The sequence below is a fragment of the Pedobacter sp. WC2501 genome (assembly GCF_052682415.1).
This window is the reverse complement of the sequence record NZ_JBQZFI010000001.1, coordinates 3,836,932-3,862,096: the sequence shown is the minus strand read 5'-3', so window position 1 is coordinate 3,862,096 and position 25,165 is coordinate 3,836,932. Positions and strand designations below refer to the sequence as shown.

The following is a 25,165-nucleotide window of genomic DNA, read 5'->3' as shown; positions in this document are numbered from 1 at the left end:
AAAAATTACTTCCCTTACACCATATACCCACAGATTAGCCTTATTTTTGCAGCTTTATTACCGCACATGAACAATCAAGATACCATTATTGCTTTATCTACCCCTTCAGGTTCTGGCGCCATTGGCGTGATCCGTTTATCTGGTCCGGAGGCCATCTCCCTTACCAATGCCGTATTTGCAGGAAAAGATTTAGAAAAACAGGCTTCGCATACTTTACATTTCGGTCTGGTTAAAGATGGCGATCATATTGTGGATGAAGTGGTTGCGGGTTTATTTGTTGCGCCTAAATCCTACACCAAAGAAAACGTGGTAGAAATTTCCTGCCATGGTTCTAACTACATTATTCAACAAATTATTAACCTGTTAATCAGCAAAGGTGCCCGCGCCGCCAAACCCGGCGAATTTACCTTACGTGCTTTTTTAAACGGGGCTTTCGATCTGAGTCAGGCAGAAGCTGTTGCCGATTTAATTGCCTCTAATTCTAAAGCTTCGCATGATGTGGCCATGCAACAGATGCGCGGTGGCTTCGCGAACGAATTAAAAGGATTACGCGAACAATTAATCCATTTTGCTTCAATGATCGAACTGGAACTTGATTTTGCAGAAGAGGATGTAGAATTTGCTAATCGTGAGCAGTTGAAAAACCTGGTGAATAAGATCAATTATATTCTGCAGCGTTTAATCTCTTCTTTTGAAATGGGAAATGTGATTAAAAATGGTGTTCCCATTGTGATTGCAGGTAAACCTAACGTAGGTAAATCTACCTTGTTAAATGCCCTCCTGAACGAAGAACGCGCTATCGTTTCTGACATTGCCGGCACCACACGTGATACCATCGAAGACGAACTCACCATTAGTGGCATTGTTTTCCGTTTTATCGATACAGCAGGAATCCGCGATACAGCAGATATTATTGAAGCTTTAGGGGTAGAACGCACTTTAGAAAAAATGAAACAGGCTAAACTGATCATTTATATGGCCGATGCCGCTCAAAGTATTTCAGAAATTGAAGAGCAGATTCGGGGTTTAGCGCAATTGGCCATCCCCTATTTAATTTTAGTCAATAAAGCCGATCTCCTTGCCGATGCGCAACGTAAAGCTTTCGAAGCTTTAGATGTTGTTTTTATCTCTGCCAAAGAGAAACAGGGCATCGAAGAATTAAAAAACACTTTACTGGAGCAGGTTAACTTGCACCACATTAATACCAGCGAAACCCTGGTAACCAATATCCGCCATGTAGAAGCGTTGAAACAAACAGAACATGCTTTACAAAACGTTTTGGCTAATGTAGATAATCCGGTTACTTCCGATTTTTTAGCAATGGATATTAAACAGGCACTGCATTATCTTGGTGAGATAACCGGTACAGTAACTACCGACGACTTGCTGGAGAATATATTTACGAAGTTTTGTATCGGTAAATAGTTGATTTTCAGATACTTGCATATATTATCATATATTAAGATGAACTAGGTTTTCAACTTCTTTTAGATTCATTTAACTGTATTTATTCTCTAAATTTTCCGAGAATTTTCAGACTATGAATTTTGAGTATGAAAATTGTAGGAAACTGATTTCTTTCGGTTTTATCTTTTGTTGTCTTTTAGTTTCTTTTGAAATAAAATAAAATAGTTGCTGACAAAGGTTTTACCCCTCATATTTATTTATAATTTTTAGTGAAAGTAACTTTACAGTTCATTAAAAATCAATACGATATGAGTATCAAAATTAAACAAAACAAGCTAAAAAACGATCGTTACAGCTTATCATTAGACATCTATTACCAAGGGGTTTCTAAGTATGAAAACCTTAAAATGTTCGTTTACGAAAAACCAAAAACAACTTTAGAGAAAGAACATAATAAACGTACTTTGGCTATTGCAGAACAGATAAAAGCTAAACGGATTTTAGAAATGCAAGAAAGTCATTTTAACATCCATACTGGATTCAAAAGCCAAGCTAACTTTTTGGATTATTTTAAAAAATTAGTAAGAGAAAAACGTACAAACGAAGGCAATTATGGTAATTGGGCAAGTGCATATAAACATTTAATAGCATATAACAATAGTGAAGTTCTTAGATTCTGCGATTGTGATGAAGTGTTTATTGATGGTTTCAAGAAATACTTGAGGGAAGCAAAGATTACAAAAAGTGGTACCAGTTTATCTACAAATTCAGCAATATCATATTTAAATAAGTTAAAAGCAGCTTTATCGCAAGCTTTTGTTGACAGGATAATTTTGGAGAACCCAGGTAAAAGAGTTAAAGGGATTAAACCAGAAGAAACCAATCGCCAATTTCTATTAGAAGAGGAACTAAAAACACTAGCAACAACAGAGTGTGAATATCCATTACTAAAAAAAGCGTTTTTATTTAGCTGCTTAACAGGGTTAAGATGGTCTGATATCAACAAGTTAATATGGGAAGAAGTTATATTTTCTGAAACAGAGCAACGGTACAGTATTAATTTTAGACAGAAAAAAACTAAGGGGTTACAATATAATCCTATATCTTTTGAAGCATTTAAACTTTTAGGGGCTAGAGCAGATAATGAAGAACGTGTATTTAAGGGATTAAAATACAGTGCATGGAATAATCATTTGTTGCAGGAATGGATTTGGAAAGATGCAGATATCAAAAAGAAAATAACTTTTCATTGCGCTAGACACACATACGCAACGTTATTGCTAACTTCTGGTGCTGATATTTACACTGTTTCGAAATTATTAGGGCATCAAGATTTAAAGACCACCGAAATTTATGGTAAAATTATCAACACACAAAAAGTTAAGGTTGTAAATTTGTTACCAACAATAGGAATATGATAAACGAAAGTGTTGCTGAAGAGATTGAGTATTTTCAATCTCTCAGCTATGATGATAAACTTCAATATTTTGATAAAGAAAGGATCAGCTTTAAAAAGGAAACGCATTTTTTTAATTCATCTTATGAATTATTCATAACTATTAAGCCAAGAAATCATACAGAACTTAAAAAGTATAATAAATGGGTAATTGATCATTGGCGAGAATCGTTTCATGATGATTTAATTACCTCTAAAAGTGTTTTTTTACATCAGCCATTTAAGTATTTTAGTGAATTAAAGGATTATTTCAACAGAAAGACATTGGGGCTAACTCGTGTTAATCAAGTTGAGTTTATCGATAAACAAATTGATCTAATAGGTCGACTGGTAAAAACTTTTAGAATAGAAAGAGAATTAGTGGTTTTTATCCATGAATGTTTTCAAGATAATCTTGAAGAAGATCTTTACTCTTTCAAATATGAAATTTCTAACACTCTAACTAAATTAAAAAAGATTGGAATGCTCTGGGATGCAATTAAGTATCGAGTATTTTTGAGAAAAGAGAAACAGAGCATTCAAAAAATAAAAATAGTTGCTAAAGGATATAGTATTACACCATTGTCAGTGCAGGCAATTACAAAAATTTATGATGCGTTAGTCGAAAAACAGTTTATCCACCATTCCTCGAACAAGCATAATTTCATCGAAATATTTTCAGGAAAAGATACAGGATCTCACGAAAAAATTAGGTGGATCGATAAAGTGAATGCAGAAGTAAATAAGACTACTTTAATATCGTTTGTTGACGGTTTAGTTGGGGAAGAAGACGAACAACAATCGTACTTCATTAAGCAGTATTTTGTAGTGTATCAATTAATTAAGAATGGCGGTGCTGGCAAAAGAGAAGAGATCCAATTGGATACTGAAAAAATTAAACAAACAAAAAAAGCAATGAAAAAGAAAATAAAGCTTTCTGTAAGACAATTATTAGTAAAAGAGATTGCAAAGATTGCCTTGACTATTTAGGAACAACCTACACCATCAGGTGTAGGTGTAACAATAGACTCATTTTAAGGAAAATAGTTCCCTTTACAAAAGATTTTTGGCCAGAAATTTTTAAAACAAAGGAAAAATGAGTAATTCAGAAAAAACACTAACAAGCATAGAAAATCTACTGCTAAACAACAAGGAAGTATTTACAATCGACGATTTATGTAAATACACGGGTCTATCAAAGTCATTCGTTTATAAAAAAACTGCCACACAGTCTATACCCCATTATAAACCATCCAATAAGATTTTAATCTTCAAAAAGTCTGAAATTGATGCTTGGCTTTTGAAAAATAAAATTTCAACACTTGATGATATCGAACAACAGGCAATAAACTTCGTTACTGGAAAAACGTGGAATGGAGGTCGAAATGTCTAAAATTCATTCCTATTATAAATTTCAATTAATTGAGGATACTGAAAATTGTTATTCAATTTTACCAATTGGAAAAGTTTATAACCACCCAATATTTAACGCAATTTTAGAAGTTAGAGAAATTGAGGTTAAATTTTTTAATGGAGAATATTTTGGTAAAGATCAATATGTTTTTACAATTAAGGTCAGAGATAAGTCGATACCGATTTGCATAATTGAGCTAACCCAACAGTTTGGGGCATTAAGATCTTTAGTAAGGTCAGACGATACCGAAGAGTTTACTGAAATTGCTCAATATGGATACGGAAGACTAAGTAATGGGTTTAATGATGCTATATTGATTCGCGTAACTCGTGATTTAATATTTGAAGTTTTTGTATGTAGAGGACGCAAAAAAGAGCAAGTTGTATTATTAAACGATTTTATCTATGGCATTTTAACTGATGAAGCAAAAGCTTTCACAAATGTTTTAAATGATTTCGATGGCTGTAATTTTGGGGATTTACCCGATATAAGCCCAGACACTGATGAATTCGATTACTATTATAATATTAACCTAATAGATAATAACGATTCTTTATAAAATGCTAGATTCAATACATTTATTCTTAGAATCAGATTTTGAGAATAACAAGGAGTTAGTGGATCACATCTTACTTCAATTTGGGGAAGATGCTTGGATTGGAAAGAGTAAATTAACAGGGCAAAAATATTATGCTGGTAAAATACGTAACTTAAAAATAAAGTTAAGTGTAAATTCGATAGCTATTGAGGGCAGTTTATCTAAATTTTATTTTGGTAATAACCAGAAAACGATGTTATATGATGATATTGTAGATGCAATTGTTCAGTTAGAAAACATTTTAAGGATGAAACTGGAAAACGCAATAGTCAGAAGGATAGATTTGGCGGATAACTTGTTAATGGAAAGCATACCTTGTAGTTACTATCCTTTATTAATTAAAGGTGGTTTCTTAAAAAGGCGAGAAGATGATAATGGTTTGTATTTTCGAAATAACAATAGATCGATACTCCTGTATGATAAGTTGGTTGAGCAAAAGAAGAACAAGGAACCGATTGAATCATTTTTGGAAGGAAAGAATGTTCTTCGTTATGAATTTAGGATGAATAGAAGTAAGGAGATTGGTAAGCGACTAAATTTAAGGCAACCCCTACTAACAGATGTTATCTTGAACTACGAATTATTAGTTAAGTTATGGTCTAAAAGTTTTGATCTTATTTCTAAGGAGATAGATTTAGAAATTCCTGATGATAAGTTTTTTAATACGCCAAGTTTATTTAAAGACTATTTGGCAATCCAAGGTATCAAACAATGTGGAGGATTTGGCAATGTTATTAATATGATTCACGAAGCAAGGGCAAGATCAGCATTCAAATACCCAAACCAAGGAACAAATTTAAAAAGATCGGTACGAGATTTAGTTAACAGAGTATCAGAAAATAAAACTCCTCAAATGATTTTGGAACTCCAAAACAAAATTGACAGAGCAAGAGATGCCGCTTTAACATCTTTCTGCCCGTTTTAAATTACAATAAACGCTCAACATAAATTGGCGGAGGTAATACTTTCGCCTTTTTTGTTTTACCCCATTGTTCTCGTGTTTAACAAAGTCTTTTGTATTAACGGATCAATTGTACCACTTTGCGCTTTTATTAATTTAAACACGTTATTCATTTAGCCAACTAAAAGCACTATTAAAATATTGATCTGCGTAATTTTTTGCTCTGCCATTATTAAAACCGAAATGTTTGAGTTGCCGTTGAAAAGAGCCAGGGGACGGGATAGCAAGTGCTGTAATGGTTTTGTCCGCTATCTTAAATGATATTGTTATGGGTTTAGAAAGCTGTGTCGAATCACCATTGATTCCTTTTAGGAAACTATCCTGAAAATTGGCAGATAATATTGAGTCAACTTTTCCACCATGCCTAATCAGAATTTTATGAAGTGCGTTTAGTACGCCTTTTGACTTACACATAACTTTTATTACACCGTGTTTGATAAGGTTAATTATTGCATCTTCATTGTAGACAATATTATGTAGAGCAGAATCGTCGCTACTGAAACCATTTTTTATACCCTTTTTTACTATGAATCGATCACAGGAAACTATAGTATCAGATATTGCAATTTGACGTTCCTTTAGGCTAATTAAAATCTTTTCTTTATCCCACGAACGGATGATGGTCGAATCTAAACTGTTACTGTACTTTTCCCAAAATTTGTTTTTACTGCTGCCGTAAAAAAAACGTTGTGATCCTTTCTTTAATCGCATATCTTTTTTTTAACGGGTTATCGTGATCTGTACATTCATAAACTGGAAAGCTCCCTAAAATGAGTTTTGTTGCATTTGGGATAAGTCCATCTTGAAGATAAGGGTGTGTTTCAATTTCGTTTTGTGGCATCTAAGTGGATCGTTTAATTGTGCAAATACCGCAAAAACACTCGTAATTTCTGGTATTTTTAATACAATTTATTGTAACTTATTGAAAATCAATAGCAGGTTATATTTTAAGTTAAAAAGTAACCGAGAAAATATGAAATAATCGATTGAAGACTTAATCAATTTTTATACTTTTGGTGATAACCCTTACAACTAATGAAACTACTCTCAACCAAAATCTTTCTTTGCCTCATTGGGATTAGCTTTTGTGCGTCTGCACAATGGTCAAAAAAACAGGAAGTGCAGTTTACTGTACAAATCTTTAATTTAGGTAAGACTATCGGGCTATCCGATTCGCAGGCGACTGATTACACAATTTGCTGTATAGAAAAGTTTAAAGTTAAAATGCCAGATCCTAGTAAAGTTAGTCCAGATCAGGCCAAAGTAATAGGTAAAGAAATCGGTGCTATCTGTCTTGAAAATATGACTTTAAATTTTAAATGGACAGAAGCAAGCGAGGATTTTGTAAAGAATTATTTCAATAGCCAGAAAGAATTGAGTGTGCTCTCAAAAGAGGCACGTGATAAATTCAATTCTTGTGTTATTCAGAAACTGAAAACTCGCTACCCTAATGGTTTTTCGAAACTTCCGGAAGATGTTGCTTCAGAAATTGGTAAAGAATGTATTGAGTCTGTACTCGATGTAAAAAAAGGATCTTTTTAAGATGGATTCTTCTACATTCGAAATTATAAAGGGGCAATTTGTAAAAATTGATACCATACTTACTGTCATTATTACAATTTCGGTTTTTGCCTGCGGTTTCTTAGTCAACGGTTTAATAAAAGAATTAACAAAATATAGTGAGCGAGCCTTTAACAGGCGGTTGGTTAAGTTTAATATTACTGCTATCATAAACGCTCTGGAGGAACAGATAAACGGCATCAAACTTTTTGACAACTTCTTAAATATTGACTCTAATGAACCAAAAATTGTAAGGCACAAGTCCATCCCCCAATTAAACGCAATTGTTTCAATTAAATATCATGAATTATATAAAGCTTATTTTGTAGGCCCTGAAAACATATTCTTTAGGGCTGATCCAATACGAATACAATGTTTTAGTGATTTTTGGAGTACAATGTACCATTTAGAAGAAACGCATGAGAGCTTTATTGGCGAAGCGAAGGAAATTATTGATAATATTCAAAAACACAATGGCAAAAGAAATCAAGCCGCTGGTAAAGCGATAGATAGTATAGAGAAATTCAGAATCACTAACCATGAGGTTAATACAACAGCTGACTTTGCAGCATTCTACGGCCTAATTCAAACAGCTGTTATCGAATGGCAACAAAATGAAAATAGAGTACATCCATCTGTAGCAAATGAATTATTCAATAAAGTGGTAACTGCAATTCAACAAAATACAGCAGTGTGTGTAGCCCATAGTAACTTAATTGATGTTGTAGGCATCAGCTCTGAGGCAAATGAAGCTATTCATGAATATATTAATCAATATAACTACATTGATGCTACCTCGGCATCAATAAAAAATAAAGCTAAAAATTATGAGGCATATGTTGCAAAGCTGAAATATTTTGGAAAACATTTGTGCGAAATAAAGTACTAGAATTAACACAAAATCGGTGTTAACCAATTCCATTATTACTACTTAAAAAACGTAAATTAATTCTGGTGCTTATAATTCAACCATGATGGGCACTTTACCCTTACGAAATGCAGCAGTTTCATTGGCATATCCATAAGCCATAATCCCTCTTAGAATGGATTTTCTGGAAAGAAATCTTTAACAGAGCATTTAAATACCTTGGCAGCCTGATTAAGATGGTTCAAATTATACTTAGCTCTTCTATTTGGGTTTTCTACTTGTCCGATGAAACCATAAGATAGATTCATCTCGAGAGCAAAGCTAGCCTGTGACATACCTGCATCGACTCTCATTTTTTTGATACGAGAGATTACAAATAATTCAATTTCAGATGGATTAATAGTATTTGCCATTAATGGCTAAGGACGGAATCCATAGTTTTTTATACACGTGTACATGTACTCTTAAATTATTTATATATTTAGACCAAAAATTACACAATGAAAAAAAACTATTTATTTAGCATTCTCACTTTTTCGGTACTAATGGCAGGATGTTTAGATGATCAAACAAGAAATCGTGCTACAATCGATAGGATTTACCACGATGTTGATACAGCATCTAAAGGGCTTTTACAATTTGATAGTTTCGAAAAGATAGATGGTAAAGAAATTCAAAATGGAAACATGGTCTATGAACTCCAGTTTACAGGCTTCATAGGCGCAAAGAGAAATTGTTGCTGGAGAATTGCTCCGTCAAAAGGGGCTTTAGCTTCATATATTTCAAAGGGTTTAACAGAGCCGTCCGATCATTTACACTTTGGAATTTCTGAGTGTACGGATTCTACCGAGCAAAGTTTTACTAAAACAGGTTGGGGATTTAAGGTTGTCGGGAAAGCATACTTTGAAAAACGTGATCATAGCTGGCAATTACTTGATTACATTATGATTGATTCCGCCAGAACGAAAGAACTTTATTTACAATAATTAGCGCATAAATTATTCAATTAATAATATAAATACGATGAGAAATTACTGTTACTACATTACATGTCTACTATTTTTATTTTCATGCAACAACAACTCTACTAAAACAGAACCGTTAACAACTGACCAAAAATTTGTTGGTAATTGGATTGTCGTTGCCAATAATTTCACTGAAAATCGAAATGATCATTCTATGGAGGGCATAATTCAACCTTTAACAAAAATGGAGAACAGCGATGAAACGTATTCATTTAAGTTATATACTGGTAATAATCTGATATTAAGCAAGCAAGATGAAAATACTTTAGTTGGTGTTAATGCAAAGATGAAAGCCAAATATGTTGATTCAACAGAACACCTGATTCTTTCCATAGGGAAAAACAGTACAATTGAGTTTAAGAAATTGAAGTAAGGATAAAGTAGCTTTAGTTAGTTAAAAGTACAAGTTTGAAATGTACTAACTAACTAAAGGTTCTTATTTTTTTGTTTAAACATATAATATTTAAATTTTTGTTTTAAACAGGTTTATCCTTAGAGTAAGGTATTTTATCATTTACGCTGAATAAATGCTTTAAATAAGAGGATTTTAGAGAAAAAAAGGTGTAACTGATATTAATTATAATTTACTTAAAAGCTCTTTATATATTTAAGAAAGCCAATTTTGAATATCATGGATGATTACCAACATGCCATCGAAAGAACATTAAAGCAACTAGAAGAAACTAAGGAAAAATTAATTGATCAAATTTTTGACTTAGCGATAAACGGCGAGCTTAAAGAGTGGTCTGAAACTATTGAAATTGGAGAGCATTTTTACTTTGGCAAGGAACTTTTTGAAAGTCTGGAGGATAAAAACATAAAGCAATTGATTGATTTGATCGCAAAAATTGAAAATATGAAAATCTGATTTCTGGAAAGATTAATTTCTGATTTTTAATTATTATTTATTTCTTTTTATTATCAAAGAAATAAACTACTTTGCTAGCTGTAATCTAAATTAAATAGGTAATAAGCTCTCAGCTACAACTTAACTTCGTGTGCATTTTGCATCGCTATTTAGGCGTGTGTTGCTGCGCTTCAAATTTGAGCTTTTATGCTGTTGCCAGTTGAAGCATCATGAATATAAAAGACTTAATAGAAAAAGGATATTTTCCTAAAGAATTACCACCATCGTTCAACACAAAGTTATTGGCTGATGATATTACAGATATATTGGCCGCTTGGAACAAGACTTTTGTTGAAAATACAGATATCTCTATGATAACATTTCCACTAGCTAAAAAAGCAAGTGAAAGTAATGCAGCATATAAAGCAAGAAAGAAAGAATTGGCAAATGAATTTATTTCAAAATATACTTCCTCTAAGTGCATTACTTATTCAATTTCTAAAGGAAAATTTTCGCGAAGATTTCTTCAAATTCCAAATCCGAAGCATTTCTCTATATTATCAGAAAAAATAGTTGCTAGTTGGACGGACATTAATCATGTCTATTCTCTTTCTAATTATTCAAAAAGTCGACCAGTCCTAAATTCATTGGCTACAGGTCGCTCTATTTTGACTTGGAGTAAAAGTCTTTCAGATTTTCGATCAGACCTATTGAAAGCATCTTTAGGGAAATTAGTTGAGGTTAGGGTTGATATTTCAAAATTTTATCCTACTATATATACACATGCAATATCATGGGGATTATTGGGAAAAGAAAAAGCAAAAAAATATTTCCAACAAAAATCGAAACTAGATGCCCTTATTGCGGCTGGGGATACAGATGCTAAACTTTACAAAACATCTGAACAAATAGATATGGCTGTTAGAAATTGTCAAGAACGACAGTCTGTTGGCGTACCAATAGGGCCAGATACTTCACACATACTATCAGAATTGATAGGTAGTAGAATTGACTCTATGCTTTTTGATAAATTTTCTTCATTCAAATTAAAAGCTTGTAGGTACTATGATGATTATTATTTATACGTATCTACAAAAGATGAAGCCGATAAAATTTTAAAAGGCCTTCAAGTGATTTTATCTGACTTCCAACTAGAAATAAATGAAGGTAAAATTGAAATAAATGAATTCCCTTTTTCTTTTGAAAATGAATTTACACTAAGTTTATTTCTGTTTAAGTTTAAAGAAACTAATTTTAATAATAGTCTAAAACATTATTTCAGCCTAATATGGGGTTTCGCAAAAGAAAGTCCCAAAAAAGCTGATTGGATATTTAAGTATGCTCTCAGAATTTTTGAATTTAGGAACAAGGAAATACCAAAAAACAGTTGGAAACTTTTTGAAGATTTGCTTTTTAAAACTTTTTTAATTGAACCATCAATACTTGACATCGTAACAAGAATACTTCTAACCTACAAATCTTATTTGGATGTAGAAACCAATTCAAAACTAAAGGAGCTAATTACATTTATAATAAATGAACATAGTTTAATCAATCATAACTTTGAACTATCATGGGCTTTATGGCTAGCTAAAACTTTTGGGATTGAGATTGAAGAAGCAACAGCAAATAGAGTTATTGATTCGAAAGACAATATTTCTATTTTAATACTATTAGATATTATAAACAATACTACTCTTGTCACTGGTAGTCCCAATATATCTTCAATCGAAACTGAACTTAAAGATGACATATTATTTTCGGAAAATTGGTTATTAGCATATGAGGGTGTGAAAAAGGGATGGTTAAAACCATCTAATCCTACTTTATTAGATGATAACATGTTTTTTAAAATTTTAAAAGATAGAAATGTAGAGTTCTATGACTTGAGCAAACAACTCATTCCTTATCAAATTAAGGAGAAAAAGGAAATTGTAGAATTGCCTTTAGAAGTTTACAATTCAACTGTTTTAGAAAATGAAACTGAAGAAGTGTTAGAAAACACTCTGTTTTTGCTTGACGACACTAGTAATTTCGATTTTTACTAAACCTTAAAATAAACAACTTCCTTTTATGGAATGGAATCTACTTAAAGACCAATTAAAAGAAATTTGCGAATTTTCGACATTTATTCATGATGCTATCACAAATTCCAATGTGTTGTTCGAATATATTGATAATATTCCTCTCGAAGTAAAGAAAATACTGTATGGACGATATAATAGCACAATTGGAGGCCCCGTCAATGAGATAAGGAAAAAGGTTGTAATTCAATTTGTAGCCGGAAAGGTAAACAGAGATGAAATAAGTAGAGAATTTGAAAGTGGTAAATTAAATAATCCAAAAGCTTACACCCAATACAAAAACCTTTATTCCATCTTATATCCATTTTTAACGTATCAGACTAATGAAGCGACTTATCAAGTACTCGAAGATTTATCGAATCAGCTGTGTGGCGACTTAATGATATCAGATAAAACAAAAATAAAATGTAGTGGTTTTGATGGAAGTAGAAATACTGGAGATGATCATGCTTGGTTTGCTATCTATAATAATACTTACCCCAATCAGACTACAGCAAAACAGTTATTTTTTTCAATTCACAATGGTGCGATATCATATGCCTTATTTGATAGAGGACAGCAATTATTCGTTCAACAAAAAACCTTTGACACTGATACAGATAATTATAAAACACTTCTAGATTTTTTTAATTACCATAAAAATTCCATTTTACTAGATAATTTTAGGGCTAAAATTCTTTCGAAATATCCTATTGGGGAGCTCATAAATCAGATAGATAGTAGAAAAATTTCATCTTGGCTTATTAAGCCTGGTGAAAAAGGTAAAATGTGGAAACAAGCGTTAAAAGAAGAAAATATTAGAATTGGCTGGGGAAGTGTTGTTTCCGATATATTTTCGGAAAATAACTTTAGTGATGAATTTGTATTGAAAAAATTAGACCAGTACGACCCTAAAGATGCAAAACAAACAAATAACCGAAAATCAATAATTTCGTTTCTCAAAGATGTTAAGATAGGTGATGTCATTTATGCTGTTTCAGGAAAATACGATATTATTGGTGTTGGGGTTGTATCTTCCGCAACAATTTTAGATGAAGACGAAATAGAATTTAAAGCATATCACAATGTAGATTGGTTAATTGATCTGCACAAGTCTCCTTATAATCCAAGCTATGATCTTCCTATAAAGACAGTAACGGAATTAGAGGCTAGATTTTCAATTCCTATAATAAAGTCAATTTTTAACTTTAAGTCCCAAGGTATATCAAAAATGAATTTCCCATCAAAAAATACTATTCTGTATGGCCCGCCGGGAACCGGAAAAACATACGAACTCAACAAATATAAAAGAGCACTTTTTACGGATACTGGCATTACAAAAAAACCAGAAGATATATTAAGAGAGAAACTTTCTCCATATCCATTTTGGAAAGTTCTTGCTGGCGTATTAAATGAGTCAAAGGTTGCTCTAGGCGTTGGAGATCTAATACAAGATCCAATTGTAAAAGCTAAATTAAATCCAATTAATAAAACTAATCCGCAAAACATTGCTTGGTCTGAACTACAATCCTATGCAGATGATCAATCAACGCAGTTAGCTTCCAAATATAGACGTTCGATCAAACTTTTCACTAAAAACAATGAAAGTAAATGGTCAATTGCAGAAGATAAAAAGAATGACTTATTAAATATTATTGGTGAAGAATTATTGGAAATCGTTAGAAACCCCGTGATTGAAAGTGGTGAATCCACAGAGACTTTGCGCTACAATTTTATAACTTTTCATCAAAAGTATGGGTACGAAGATTTCATTGAAGGGATAAAGCCTGTATTAAAAGATGATGGGATTGAAGAACAAGCTAGCGATTTACAGTTCGAATTAAAAAAAGGAATCTTTTATAATAGTTGTTTGGAAGCCTTGAAACTAGCAGGTTATGATTCTTTTGAGAATTGTTATGAGGATTCATACGAAAATAGAATCCAGAAGTTTAATTCAATAAAAAACGATCCAACAAAGCAATTTGCTCTTTTCATAGACGAAATAAATAGAGCTAACATTTCTGCTGTATTGGGCGAATTAATTACCTTGTTGGAAGACGACAAAAGAATAGGCTGTAAAAATGAAATGTGGCTTAATCTTCCATATTCAAATAAAATTTTTAGTGTACCTGGTAATTTATACTTAGTTGGTACAATGAATACTGCAGATCGGTCAATTGCCCTCTTGGATATCGCTTTGAGAAGAAGATTTGAATTTAAAGCGCTATATCCACAATATCATGATGGTGAATGGTGGTCGAAAATTCTTTTAGATCTTAATATGGCGATATACAATTGGAAAAAGAATCCAGACTTTTTTATAGGGCACGCTTTTTTTATAAATTCTCCTGAAACAGAAAAAACGCAGGTTTTCAATACAAAGATAATACCCTTACTATATGAGTATTGCCAGAACAATGCAAGCATGATTCAAAAAATATTGCTGGAAGCAAACATCAAACTGAAAACACCTGATTTATATAACAACTTTCAAATCATTGCAGAGTGAGATTATTCGAATGGCAAAGCACCTCCTTTTTAGAAAAAAAAGATAAACTTTTTGCTTTTGTAGAGTATCTTTCAGGGGTATGGGAAAATAGGAAAAAATATAATCAATCTGAAGATCTAACTGAAGAAGAGGAAAAAGAACGGGAAATTCAAAAACAAAGATTCTTTGACTTTACCATAGATGGTAAAATATCTGCTAGGAATTATGTTGGTGTTGTACAATTTGATGGCATAAGGATTGAAGTTTATCCAAAAGTTTTTGCATATGAGTTAGAAGAGAATGCAAAAAAATGGCAGCTCAATCTTTTATTTTGGTTAAGTTATTGTAGAAAGATAAAATTTCCATTTACATCAGCCAATATTGCAAATATAGACTTTGAAAATTTTTTAGAGTTAATGATCTATGTTTTTGCGAATTTCACTGCAGAAATACTTTCAATTCAGCCATTTCAAGCATATCAAAAAATAGAAGAAGAAACTAATTTTCTCAAAGGGAGTTTATCATTTAATAATTACACAATTAAAAATCTTGCAACTGGTAGATGGCAAAATTTTTATTGCAATCATCAACCATTTATTTACGATAATCAATTTAATCAAATTGTAAAGTATGTTACTAGGCGATTGTTAAAAATAAGCCAAAATCGGATAAACAAGGGAAAACTAGATGAGGTCTTATTTTTATTGGATGAAGTATCAGATTGTGCATTTTCTGCACCGGATTGTGATAAGGTTAATTTGAACTCACTTTTTGGTGATCATAAAAGGATATTAGATCTGTGTAAACTATACCTTTCTAATCAAGTTATTGATATGGATTCTGATGAGAGCGAAAATTTTTGTTTCCTTGTTCCAATGGAATATGTATTTGAAGATTTTGTTTATGGCTTTATGAACGATAAATTTCCAAGGCTTAATTTAGTTACACAAAGCAAAAGCTTCTTAGCCTTAAATAACTTAAAAGAAGTCTTTCAGATTAGGAACGACATATATATCAAAGAGCAATTAATTATAGATACAAAATATAAGATCAGGAACAATGAAAATGATTTTAAAGCTGGGGTAAACCAATCAGATCTTTACCAAATGATCAGTTATGCCCTTAGAAGAAATTGTTATGATGTTTTACTTTTATATCCTTTTATTGCTGGTAAACTTAATAATAACGCTGAATTTAAAATTCCATCTGCGATGCTTTCTGAGGATATCAACATCTATGTGAAAAATTTAGATATCAGCTTCGATGATTATGATTCAGCTGATAAAATAATTGAAACTAGAATTAGTGAATTGATCCCTTTGTTTGCGAAATAATGTAATTATACCCCTTAAGTATATAAATGCATTAGAACTTATTATTTATAGGTTAAATAAGCATCCTCTTTAAATTAATTTCTTAGTGATCTTAGCTTTTTGTTAATTAAAAAAAGGGTTTATTTTACTGAAGAAAATTTATAGCTTGCATCTAAAAAAATCCTGCTGAATCGCGAGAAAAGTAAGACTATAAATAGCTGAATGTCATTTCTATAGTTAGAAATTTGGTTGTTTAATATTTTTTTTTGTCTGGCGGATTTTGAGTATATGCGAATTATAGTGGTGTAAAGGATACAAATGAAAAATGACAAAATAACACTTTCTCAACTTGAAAGCTTCCTTATGAAAGCAGCTGATATTTTGAGAGGTAAAATGGATGCTTCAGAATACAAAGAATTTATTTTTGGAATGCTTTTCCTTAAAAGAATGTCAGACGTATTTGAACAAAAACGAGAGCAGTTTAAGAAAAAAGACTATGCTCATTTAGATGCAGAGACTTTAGAAATAATTTTAGAAGATAAAATAACCTACGGAGATACTTTTTTCGTTCCAAAAAGGGCAAGATGGAATGAGGGATTTATTGATGAAAATAATCACCCACAACCACCAATAAAATTTTTAAAAAGTAACATCGGTCAAATGCTTAATAAAGCACTTGATGCTATTGAAGATTCTAACTCCGAAACTTTATCAGGTATTTTTAAAGGAAGAATAAATTTTAACAAAGAAGTAGATGGAAAAGCAATTGTAAAAAACAATGACCTTATCAAAATGCTGGAACACTTCAACTCTTTTCCCGCATTAATTAACGAAAATTTTGAATTTCCAGACTTATTAGGTGCTGCTTATGAATACTTATTAAAGCACTTTGCTGATGAGGGAGGGAAGAAAGGTGGACAATTCTATACACCAAATCAAGTGGTTCGCTTATTAGTGCAATTGATGAAACCTGAACAAGGTATGTCGATTTATGATCCAACAGCAGGCTCTGGCGGTATGCTAATCCAAGCCCATCAATATATTGAAGAGCAGGGGCAAGATGCTAATAATTTGGAATTATTTGGTCAGGAAATGGATCCTACAGTTGTTGCAATTTGTAAAATGAACATCATCTTACACAACATTTCAAAATATACAATTGAATATGGCGATACTTTAGAAGAACCTTTGAATGAAAAAAATGGTCAATTATTACAGTTTGACAGGGTAATTGCAAATCCGCCATTTTCTCAAAATTATAAAGAAGCAGAGATGAAATATAAATCTCGTTTTCCTTACGGTTTTGCTCCAGAGGATGGTAAAAAGGCCGATTTTATGTTTGTACAACACATGTTAGCAAGTTGTAAAAAGAACGGTAAAGTTGTAGTTGTAATGCCTCATGGAGTTTTGTTTAGAGGTGGGAAGGAAAAGGAAATCAGAGAGGGGATGTTAAAAGATAATGTTATTGAAGGTGTAATAAGTTTACCACCTCAATTATTTTATGGCACGGGTATTCCAGCTTGTGTGATTATTTTAAATAAGAACAAACCTGACAGCTTAAAGAATAAAGTATTTTTTATTAATGCAGATAAAGACTTTGCAGAAGGAAAAAAACAAAATTCTTTACGACCAGAAGATATCGAAAAAATAGATTATGTTTTTACCACCAAGTTTGAAGAACCTAAATACTCCAAATTAGTTGATTTGAAAACTATCGAAGAAAACGATTTTACCTTAAACATTAGAAGATACGTTGATAATACTCCAGAACCGGAACCCGAAGATGTAAAAGCACATTTAATTGGTGGTGTTCCAATCGCTGAAATAGCCGCAGTACAAAACTCCATTTGCAAAAAGTTTAAGTACGATGGTAGTGTTCTGTTTGCAGCTAAAAATGAACTATACAAAGAATTTGCCATCACTGACAAAACTGAAATTAAAACCCAAATTGAAGAAGAGAGAAGGAAGAAACATATGGTTTAGATCGGAAAAAACAGATGCCTTTATTCCGTATTTTTAAAGCAGAATTATTCGATAATAGGATATTAAATGAAGTTGAAATTGCCCAAAACGTAAATTTAACACAGCAAATCTTTAATTTAATAGTTACAGAAATAAAGCTAACTGGATTTTGGGATAGCGTTCCGGCACAATCAAAATTAAAAGCCGAATTGCAGAAGATGTTACTGTCTCCTGATTTTAATAAATTACCTAATATCATTCAGAAAAGAAGTGAATTGATTTCTAGAATAATGGAGCTCTCAAAAACTAATCATTTTAAAATGATAGCATATTAGCATGGAGGTAGTGTACGAAATAAAATTCAGCAAAAGAAAAACACTTAACATCACTGTTGAGCGTGATCGAAGAATTATCGTCCGTGCTCCAGATAATTTGTCATTAGAAAAAATTGAAGAAATAGTACAATCAAAAAAGCAATGGTTAAAAGAAAAGATTAATCATACTCAAAAATATCCAGTTGTTACAAAGCCAAAAGAGTTTACATCAGGAGAAACACTTCTTTATTTGGGTAGAAATTATCAGTTATCTGTAACTGATGAACTGATAGATGGAATCGAATTTAATCAACGATTTAAAATTTCAAGAAATAATCAGGAAGAAGCAAATAAACTGTTTAAGAAATGGTATATGCATCAAGCCCTTGCCAAAATTGAGCCACTGGCAAAAATGTATGCTACAAATCTCGGGGTAAAATTCAATGAATTTAAAACATCTGAAATGAAATATCGATGGGGCTCTTGTACGCCAAACAATAACATTATTTTTAATTGGAGAATTATAAAGGCTCCAATGTATGTTTTAGAATATTTAGTTGCTCATGAATTGGTGCATTTAATTGAAGGGAACCATACACCACGTTTTTGGAATATTTTGTCTATTCAAGTTCCTAATTATGAAAGAGCAAAGAATTGGTTGAAAAAAAATGGACATGTTTTAGAAATTGATTTTTAGTTATATTCGTACACCTTTTTTCCTAACAACCACTTATTGCAACCTACAAATCAATAATACCACTATTATCAAATGGCAGTTAACTTTTTTACTTGGAATGTCAAGAATAATAATAATTCTGTCTTCTACACAGATTTAAATAAAGAGCTGATGCTTCAAGGAATTGATATATTAGTTCTACAAGAATGTTCGATGAAGTACCCAATTACTAATTTATCGGATTTCGATGAGATATCAGAATTTGTAGCGGAAAAAGGTAAGAAATATGTGAGGGTTTTTTTGAATAAAAATTCCAAAATAGCATATTCATATCCAGTGTCCTATCTAAATAACAAGATCAAGTGTTTAAAGATTAAAACTAATAATGGGAATGAGTTTAATATAATTGGTGTCCATCTTTATAGTAAGGTTGGAAAGACATCTTCAAATCAAGATTTAGATAATTTACCAGTAAGAATACATATTGATGAATATCAGTCATTGGTAAAAAACGATAAAACTGTTATACTCGGAGATTTTAATTATCACCCATTCGAAGCAAATATGTTACATCCTAAATTTCTTAATGCCTTAAATGATAAACACCTAATAACTGCTTTGAAGTCAAGAAAGGGTAGAGCATTTGATGTTAAATATTATTATAATCCTATGTGGAACTTATTAGGTGATTTTGATTACCAAACCGGTGGTTATAAGATTTCTGGAACTTATTATTGGGTTCCAAAGGACATTAAAGACTATCCGTGGAATCTTTTTGATGGTGTTATATTAAGTCCAGAAATAATGAATGAATTAGATATGAAAAGTCTGAAAGTAATAACTAAAATATCCACAAATGAATTAGTTAAATCAATACCTTATACATTGAGCGGAAGTTTATTGAATTACGGACATTCAGATCACCTTCCAATTAAATTTAATCTTAATATTATTTAATATGAAAAAAAGCATTTGGGAATTCTCAGAAGAAAAACAAGAGGAAAAAACTCCTTTTGATTTTTTAGTTGAGTATGCAGGACAGTTATTAGAGGCGACAGATGAAATAATTTCTGGTGATGTTACTAGAACATACAATGATGATAATACTGGCCTAATTTATACTCTTTATCTTATTGTGCCCGATATGAGATACTATAGTTATAAATTAATCGAGGTTATTCAGAAAGACTTACTAAACGTATATCCAGTGGACATGATATTATATGGTACTGCGAAACAAAATAGACCTAAATACGAAAGTGTTTACAGTAATCAATTTGAATCCAAGCTTCGAGAATTTATTTCAAGTTCTATAACAAAAAATATTTTGTCCGGATTGAAAATTCAACTTGAGATCGTTAGAAAGTATGAAGGTGATCGTATGTAACTTATATCATTCATTTTGCTTTTATTTATCGATATCTTCCTATTCTCTACCGAACCATCCTACAATTTTCAGAGAATTTAATATAACTCATTGGAAATCATAGGTAGGTTACTTTTTGTATCGGCAAATAATCCCTGAAAACAACCAATAATTTCGACAACTTACAACAATTAACAGTCTGATTATTAATAAGTTATATTAATATTCCTCCTTCGATCTCTTGGAGGTTTACCACTATTTTTCGCATTTTTGTTGCTCATTTGTTGCTCGAGCGACTCAAATTTTCCCCAAAAACATGGGTAAAATGATGTCGCTTATCGACACTTAACGACACTAAAAAACATTAAACAGTACTAATAGCCCACTATTTTATGGGAATTACTACTGGTGTTTTAGGCGTCTAAATTCCTGTCGACTTGCAGCAGATGCATCAAAAAAGGATGAAATGAGTAGCAATATAACAGTTGAGCGAATCTGCGACACTGTGGTAAGGCAGACTTTAGAGTACAGGGATTGCAAGGAAACCTTTAGGTAATCAGCTGCTTCTTTTACAGTCAAAAGATCATTCGATGTGTCATCAACCGGATTAAGATCTGATACCATTTCTTCGATCCGTTCTACCTTTTCAAATAACTGACGGATGATTTCGGGAAGTTTCTCAAAGCCAAATGGTTCCATAGCACAGTTTAATTTACCGCAATTTTGCACATTATTTCGCTGGTATCGTCCAATATTGGGGGGATTGGATGATTTATATTACGCACACAGCCGCAACATTTTACAATCCCAAGGCAATCGTGATGGACAGGAAAGCCAACCTATATGTTGCAGATGCATCGAACAATGTGATCAGAAAAATTTCAAGTACAGGAATGGTCACTACTTTAGCAGTTCCAGGCATTAAAGGACATGCAGGCGGTGCCGCCTTAACAGCAACGTTTAACCATCCGGCGGGATTGGCACTAAGTCCTGACCAAACTATATTATATGTTTCAGACCAGGGAAATAACTTCATCAGAAAAATCACGCTGGGCAAATAGCGAAAACTATTTCAAAGGCTGCAAAACGGTCAATAAAATACTTCACATTGAAGCATAATTTCTATATTAGAAAAACAAAAAACGATACCGTGTTTAATCTCTTTAAGAAAAAAAACAGCAACATTCAACAGGAATGGCAAACAAAAGGCTCCGAATATGCCAGCGCCGTAAATGAAATGGTCCGCTTTGCAGATGAACATGGCTGGGACAACTGGAAAGGCAAAGATCCAATCGATGATCGGGAACACCTTGCCCAGGCAGTAATAGCCTTGCTAAAAGAAGCCAATGAAAAAGGAGAAACTCAACAATTCAGGCAGGATTTCCCACCTGCACATGCCCCCCTGACTGGCCTGATGAACAATAACGCACAAAGCATCTGCCAACTCCAGTTCATCGAAGGGCAAAAATTGGTTTTCCTCACCGGATCCCCTTATCAGCAGCGGCAGGCCTTTTTGCTAAACGGCAGCGACCTCCTGGAGCTGGATGAAAATATCCGCGCCATCGGCAAATCCAAAACCGGAGCGGTATTTGCCATTGCCGTAAAGGACAAAATTACCACAACCCAAGGCTGGCAGGGCGAAATAATCGCAGAATTTACGCTCAGCGAAGATTCAGGTCACGGCATTACCGAAATGATCCCTTTCAACGACGGCAAAAAAATCCTGCTGACCACCGCTGAAGGCATCTTCATCCTCTCCCGCCAGGGAGAACAGATGATCCATCCGGTAGCAGATGAAGATGATGAGGAATGGAGCCCTAACATTGATATGGAAAATGCCACCATATCTGACGACAACCAGCTCATCATAGCAGCCGATCAGTGCAGCGATTACCGCGTTCTCGATCCCGAAGGCAAGCAGATTGGAGTAATCGGACCACAATCCTCCTACCCACACTACTGCCTATTCTCCAAAGACGGCAGCCAGCTGCTGACCAATTCCTGCCATTTCTACAACGGGATCAGCATCGGCGTAGATACAGACAAACTGAACGGCATCGCTATACCTGCTTATGAAGAAAACGGGGATTTTACGCTATTGGATGACCAGATGCGCGTTTATTCAGGGGTAGCAGCCTCCACCTACTATATCCTTGGCGATGCGCACGGATACATCAGGGCAATTGACAAAGAAGGAAAACCCTTATGGAGGCACCATCTGGGCTCCAGCATTAGCGGCATGGCCATTTCCAACGACGAACAGACCCTTTGGGTGGGCTCCTACTCCGGAATGCTCCATAAGCTGCACCTGGGCAAGGGCCAGGACATCCATACCATAGGAAACGGCAACCATTCAGAGGAGTTCAGGATAATTTTTTGGAAAACTGAACCCAAGCCTTTGTTTTGGTAACAGCTAAAACCATTATCTCAACTAACCGTGTAATCTGTTATATCTACCAGACTGGGCTGATTCTGTCGGAACTGTTTAGTAAATTGCATAAGGTGCTTATTTAGAAATCCAGATTTCTGTATTACTGGCTGATAATGAGCGGCGCATAACCATTCACCAAATCCCAGTGCATCAACAATACGCCCTTCTATAAGAACTTCATTTTTAAGCACATTATAATCGAGGCCAGTCAATTCAATTTGCCTTTCCAGTCCTGCATATAGTATTCTTTGTTCACTTCAAAGCGGAAAAATGAACTTGTCCACAAAAGTAAAATGTTCATGAAACATGAACATGACTAAAAGCCCCAATCTTCCATCAGTGCGCATTTCTGCTTACCCAGTCTCCTTTTGCCATGCATGGCAAAAGGAGATTACCTTGCTGTAATATCTTGTAGAAAACCTAGAAATGCCAACTGATAAATTTCTGGACAAGTTTACAGGCTAATAGCAAGAATTATAAATGTGGGCAAAGACTGTATTTTTGGGAGAAAAACCATATGATAATATTGTTCTACCTATCATTGAATTGATCCATCATAATCTGTTGTTCGCAATCCAACATGCCCTGCTTTCATTTTTCCATTAATCCCATCTGGATTTTTTGCCGGAATTTTATTGTAACGTTCTCTATTATTATATTTTTCAAGATTTTTATGCTGCAAACGTAATAAAAGGTTAATCCGGTATTAGCGAATTTTATTGTACTGGTTTAGGCTTCTATAGGACTATTCACGGAAATAATCATTTGGGCTAACAGGAAGCGTATAAACTATCCTTTGCCGTCACCTTTCGTCCCGGCTTCAAAAATGCATTAGCACTAATGCGAATCTGGCACTACCACCTTAGCCCCCTTTTCAATTTTTCGCTTTTTAATGGTAACCAGCACCAATGGAATACATATTGCATTTAAAATAGCCAATAGCAGAAATGCATTCATATAGCTTAGCAGATAGGTTTGCTTTACTACCGTATTTTCAAGGGCAAATATTGCTTGCTGAGTAGCCCTATAGTAGCTGGAACCATGGGCAACCAGGTTGTTTACAATCAATTTTATCCGTTCCTGGGTAGCAGGATCGCCTGGTGTAACATGGGCAATTAATGCGGTACGATTGGCAGCTGCACGGTGAGCGATGAACGTGTTGATAATGGCAATACCAAAGGAACCGCCCATCTGGCGCATCATATTATTTAGCGCAGCTCCCTGCGCAATGTCCTGGGGTTTAAGTTCAGAAACAGCCAGCATGGTTAGAGGCACAATTAGCAAGGCATTACCCAGTCCGCGAAAGAGTAGCGGGATAAAAAAGTAATCGCTGCCCGTTTCCAGATTGGAACCAGACATCATATATCCGAATATTCCTGAAAAAAGAAATCCAACAATAATAATATATTGTGGCCGGACACCGCTTTGCAGTATCTTCCCCAGAAATGGTGAAACCATTGCTGCCATAAGCGTTCCCGGCAGCATCATTGTTCCTGTCTGAAAAGCCGTGTAGCCGATGATTCGCTGAGCATATAAGGGAAAAACAAATATCGCACTGAACAGGCAAAATCCCAGTACGAATGTCATCACGGCAGAAATGGAAAGTGTCGCGCTTTTCAGCACCCTTAAATTAATTACCGGAAACTCTGTTTCCGGCTCCCACCATATCAGTAAAGCAATAGAAATAAAGGAAATAATACTAAGTACAATAATGTAATTAGCCGCAAACCAGTCATCAGTCTCGCCTCTTTCCAGCACCACCTGGAGCGAACCGATTCCTATGGTTAACAGGGTTATGCCCAGCCAGTCTATGCCCCGTTTATCTGTCGATGCCTTACTGGGCTTAAGATAAATATAGGATAATAATCCTGCCATTAAGCCTAACGATATATTAACATAAAATATCCACTGCCAACTCAGGTTATCAATAATGTATCCGCCGAGCACCGGGCCAACGGAAGGACCAATAATAATACCCAGGCTAAAAATCCCTGCCGCCGTGCTACGCTCCTTTGGAGCAAAAGTTTCAAACAGGATGGCTTGTGAGGTTGATAAAAGCGCACCGCCGCCAATTCCCTGAAGAAAGCGAAATGCCACCAGCTCCCATAGGTTGGTTGAAAAACCACACATGGCAGAAGCTAGGGTAAACAATATTATCGAGCCAATATAATACTGCTTTCTGCCGATTTTATCAGAAAGGAAACTTGTCATTGGAATGATGATCACATTCGCCATAGCGTAAGATGTAATCATCCATGCGGTGTCTTCAAGTGATGCGCCCAAATTACCACTCATCGTGTTGATCGATACATTGACAATAGTAGAGTCGATCAGCTCTAAAATCGTTGCCGTTATAATGGTTACAACAATAATCCATTTTCTAAACCCTGTTTCCATATAGTTTTCTTGGTTTGTGATATTTTATTTGAAAAAATTG

26 protein-coding genes are annotated in these 25,165 nt (G+C 33.7%); 21 read left to right on the top strand and 5 right to left on the bottom strand.

The genetic code is table 11. The annotated features are described in order from the left end of the window. Nucleotides 1–66: 66 nt before the first annotated feature. The 6 genes from mnmE (at nucleotide 67) to ACUN24_RS16355 (ending at nucleotide 5,779) form a co-directional block, all read left to right on the top strand. Nucleotides 67–1,425 carry a tRNA uridine-5-carboxymethylaminomethyl(34) synthesis GTPase MnmE gene (mnmE, locus tag ACUN24_RS16380; RefSeq protein WP_445563468.1) on the top strand — a complete coding sequence of 453 codons (1,359 nt, stop codon included), beginning with the start codon at nucleotides 67–69 and terminating at the stop codon, nucleotides 1,423–1,425. Between the two features lie 290 nt (nucleotides 1,426–1,715). Beyond that, complete coding sequence (locus ACUN24_RS16375; protein ID WP_445563467.1) at nucleotides 1,716–2,825, top strand: site-specific integrase; 1,110 nt, start codon at nucleotides 1,716–1,718, stop codon at nucleotides 2,823–2,825. Further along, complete coding sequence (locus tag ACUN24_RS16370) at nucleotides 2,822–3,832, top strand: hypothetical protein (protein WP_445563466.1); 1,011 nt, start codon at nucleotides 2,822–2,824, stop codon at nucleotides 3,830–3,832. Before ACUN24_RS16375 ends, ACUN24_RS16370 begins: the two co-directional genes overlap by 4 nt. Nucleotides 3,833–3,938: 106 nt before the next feature. After that, nucleotides 3,939–4,235 (top strand): helix-turn-helix domain-containing protein, encoded by a 297-nt coding sequence (locus ACUN24_RS16365; RefSeq protein WP_445563465.1) that lies wholly within the window; start codon nucleotides 3,939–3,941, stop codon nucleotides 4,233–4,235. Continuing rightward, on the top strand, nucleotides 4,216–4,815 hold the full coding sequence (locus ACUN24_RS16360) for a hypothetical protein (protein ID WP_445563464.1): 600 nt from the start codon (nucleotides 4,216–4,218) through the stop codon (nucleotides 4,813–4,815). Before ACUN24_RS16365 ends, ACUN24_RS16360 begins: the two co-directional genes overlap by 20 nt. Before the next feature lies 1 nt (nucleotide 4,816). After that, complete coding sequence (locus tag ACUN24_RS16355; protein WP_445563463.1) at nucleotides 4,817–5,779, top strand: phage/plasmid replication domain-containing protein; 963 nt, start codon at nucleotides 4,817–4,819, stop codon at nucleotides 5,777–5,779. Between the two features lie 141 nt (nucleotides 5,780–5,920). On the opposite strand, the gene ACUN24_RS16350 is transcribed toward ACUN24_RS16355, so the two are convergent. Next, nucleotides 5,921–6,526 carry a hypothetical protein gene (locus ACUN24_RS16350; RefSeq protein WP_445563462.1) on the bottom strand — a complete coding sequence of 202 codons (606 nt, stop codon included), beginning with the start codon at nucleotides 6,524–6,526 and terminating at the stop codon, nucleotides 5,921–5,923. A 324-nt stretch (nucleotides 6,527–6,850) separates the two neighbouring features. Here ACUN24_RS16350 and ACUN24_RS16345 point away from each other — a divergent pair, with 324 nt between their 5' ends. After that, a complete protein-coding gene (locus ACUN24_RS16345) occupies nucleotides 6,851–7,357 on the top strand; it encodes a hypothetical protein (protein WP_445563461.1) in 507 nt (168 codons plus the stop codon). Nucleotide 7,358: 1 nt separating this feature from the next. Beyond that, nucleotides 7,359–8,264, top strand: coding sequence for a hypothetical protein (locus ACUN24_RS16340; RefSeq protein WP_445563460.1), 906 nt, complete (start codon nucleotides 7,359–7,361; stop codon nucleotides 8,262–8,264). Between the two features lie 149 nt (nucleotides 8,265–8,413). On the opposite strand, the gene ACUN24_RS16335 is transcribed toward ACUN24_RS16340, so the two are convergent. Further along, nucleotides 8,414–8,656 carry a helix-turn-helix domain-containing protein gene (locus ACUN24_RS16335; protein WP_190328827.1) on the bottom strand — a complete coding sequence of 81 codons (243 nt, stop codon included), beginning with the start codon at nucleotides 8,654–8,656 and terminating at the stop codon, nucleotides 8,414–8,416. Nucleotides 8,657–8,743: 87 nt separating this feature from the next. Between ACUN24_RS16335 and ACUN24_RS16330 the strand changes: the two genes are divergently transcribed. The 11 genes from ACUN24_RS16330 (at nucleotide 8,744) to ACUN24_RS16280 (ending at nucleotide 20,318) form a co-directional block, all read left to right on the top strand. Beyond that, entirely contained in the window at nucleotides 8,744–9,229 is a 486-nt protein-coding gene (locus ACUN24_RS16330; RefSeq protein ID WP_445563459.1) for a hypothetical protein, read from the top strand. A gap of 223 nt (nucleotides 9,230–9,452) precedes the next feature. After that, the gene (locus ACUN24_RS16325; protein WP_445563458.1) at nucleotides 9,453–9,641 is read left to right on the top strand and encodes a hypothetical protein; all 189 of its coding nucleotides are present in this window, start codon (nucleotides 9,453–9,455) and stop codon (nucleotides 9,639–9,641) included. 258 nt (nucleotides 9,642–9,899) lie between these two features. Further along, nucleotides 9,900–10,136: a hypothetical protein gene (locus ACUN24_RS16320; RefSeq protein WP_445563457.1), complete on the top strand. Its 237-nt coding sequence runs from the start codon at nucleotides 9,900–9,902 to the stop codon at nucleotides 10,134–10,136. Nucleotides 10,137–10,345: 209 nt separating this feature from the next. Beyond that, nucleotides 10,346–12,163: an RNA-directed DNA polymerase gene (locus tag ACUN24_RS16315; RefSeq protein WP_445563456.1), complete on the top strand. Its 1,818-nt coding sequence runs from the start codon at nucleotides 10,346–10,348 to the stop codon at nucleotides 12,161–12,163. 25 nt (nucleotides 12,164–12,188) lie between these two features. Continuing rightward, complete coding sequence (locus ACUN24_RS16310) at nucleotides 12,189–14,687, top strand: AAA family ATPase (protein WP_445563455.1); 2,499 nt, start codon at nucleotides 12,189–12,191, stop codon at nucleotides 14,685–14,687. Further along, nucleotides 14,684–16,000, top strand: coding sequence for an McrC family protein (locus ACUN24_RS16305; RefSeq protein ID WP_445563454.1), 1,317 nt, complete (start codon nucleotides 14,684–14,686; stop codon nucleotides 15,998–16,000). The genes ACUN24_RS16310 and ACUN24_RS16305 overlap by 4 nt, the downstream gene beginning before the upstream one ends. Nucleotides 16,001–16,297: 297 nt before the next feature. Beyond that, nucleotides 16,298–17,962 (top strand): type I restriction-modification system subunit M, encoded by a 1,665-nt coding sequence (locus tag ACUN24_RS16300; RefSeq protein ID WP_445563453.1) that lies wholly within the window; start codon nucleotides 16,298–16,300, stop codon nucleotides 17,960–17,962. 14 nt (nucleotides 17,963–17,976) lie between these two features. Next, nucleotides 17,977–18,276, top strand: a complete 300-nt coding sequence (locus ACUN24_RS16295) for a hypothetical protein (RefSeq protein ID WP_445563452.1) — start codon at nucleotides 17,977–17,979, stop codon at nucleotides 18,274–18,276. A 1-nt stretch (nucleotide 18,277) separates the two neighbouring features. Continuing rightward, nucleotides 18,278–18,952 (top strand): M48 family metallopeptidase, encoded by a 675-nt coding sequence (locus ACUN24_RS16290; RefSeq protein ID WP_445563451.1) that lies wholly within the window; start codon nucleotides 18,278–18,280, stop codon nucleotides 18,950–18,952. 72 nt (nucleotides 18,953–19,024) lie between these two features. After that, complete coding sequence (locus ACUN24_RS16285) at nucleotides 19,025–19,888, top strand: endonuclease/exonuclease/phosphatase family protein (protein ID WP_445563450.1); 864 nt, start codon at nucleotides 19,025–19,027, stop codon at nucleotides 19,886–19,888. Between the two features lies 1 nt (nucleotide 19,889). Continuing rightward, complete coding sequence (locus ACUN24_RS16280) at nucleotides 19,890–20,318, top strand: hypothetical protein (protein WP_445563449.1); 429 nt, start codon at nucleotides 19,890–19,892, stop codon at nucleotides 20,316–20,318. Nucleotides 20,319–20,699: 381 nt separating this feature from the next. Here the strand turns inward: ACUN24_RS16280 and ACUN24_RS16275 are convergent, their stop codons facing one another. Continuing rightward, complete coding sequence (locus tag ACUN24_RS16275; RefSeq protein WP_445563448.1) at nucleotides 20,700–20,996, bottom strand: hypothetical protein; 297 nt, start codon at nucleotides 20,994–20,996, stop codon at nucleotides 20,700–20,702. A 68-nt stretch (nucleotides 20,997–21,064) separates the two neighbouring features. On the opposite strand from ACUN24_RS16275, the gene ACUN24_RS16270 reads away from it, so the two are divergent. Beyond that, a complete protein-coding gene (locus tag ACUN24_RS16270) occupies nucleotides 21,065–21,358 on the top strand; it encodes a hypothetical protein (RefSeq protein ID WP_445563447.1) in 294 nt (97 codons plus the stop codon). A 47-nt stretch (nucleotides 21,359–21,405) separates the two neighbouring features. After that, on the top strand, nucleotides 21,406–22,707 hold the full coding sequence (locus tag ACUN24_RS16265; RefSeq protein WP_445563446.1) for a hypothetical protein: 1,302 nt from the start codon (nucleotides 21,406–21,408) through the stop codon (nucleotides 22,705–22,707). A 559-nt stretch (nucleotides 22,708–23,266) separates the two neighbouring features. Here ACUN24_RS16265 and ACUN24_RS16260 read toward each other — a convergent pair. Then, the gene (locus ACUN24_RS16260) at nucleotides 23,267–23,410 is read right to left on the bottom strand and encodes a hypothetical protein (RefSeq protein WP_445563445.1); all 144 of its coding nucleotides are present in this window, start codon (nucleotides 23,408–23,410) and stop codon (nucleotides 23,267–23,269) included. 155 nt (nucleotides 23,411–23,565) lie between these two features. After that, a complete protein-coding gene (locus ACUN24_RS16255; RefSeq protein WP_445563444.1) occupies nucleotides 23,566–25,125 on the bottom strand; it encodes a DHA2 family efflux MFS transporter permease subunit in 1,560 nt (519 codons plus the stop codon). Between the last annotated feature and the right edge of the window lie 40 nt (nucleotides 25,126–25,165).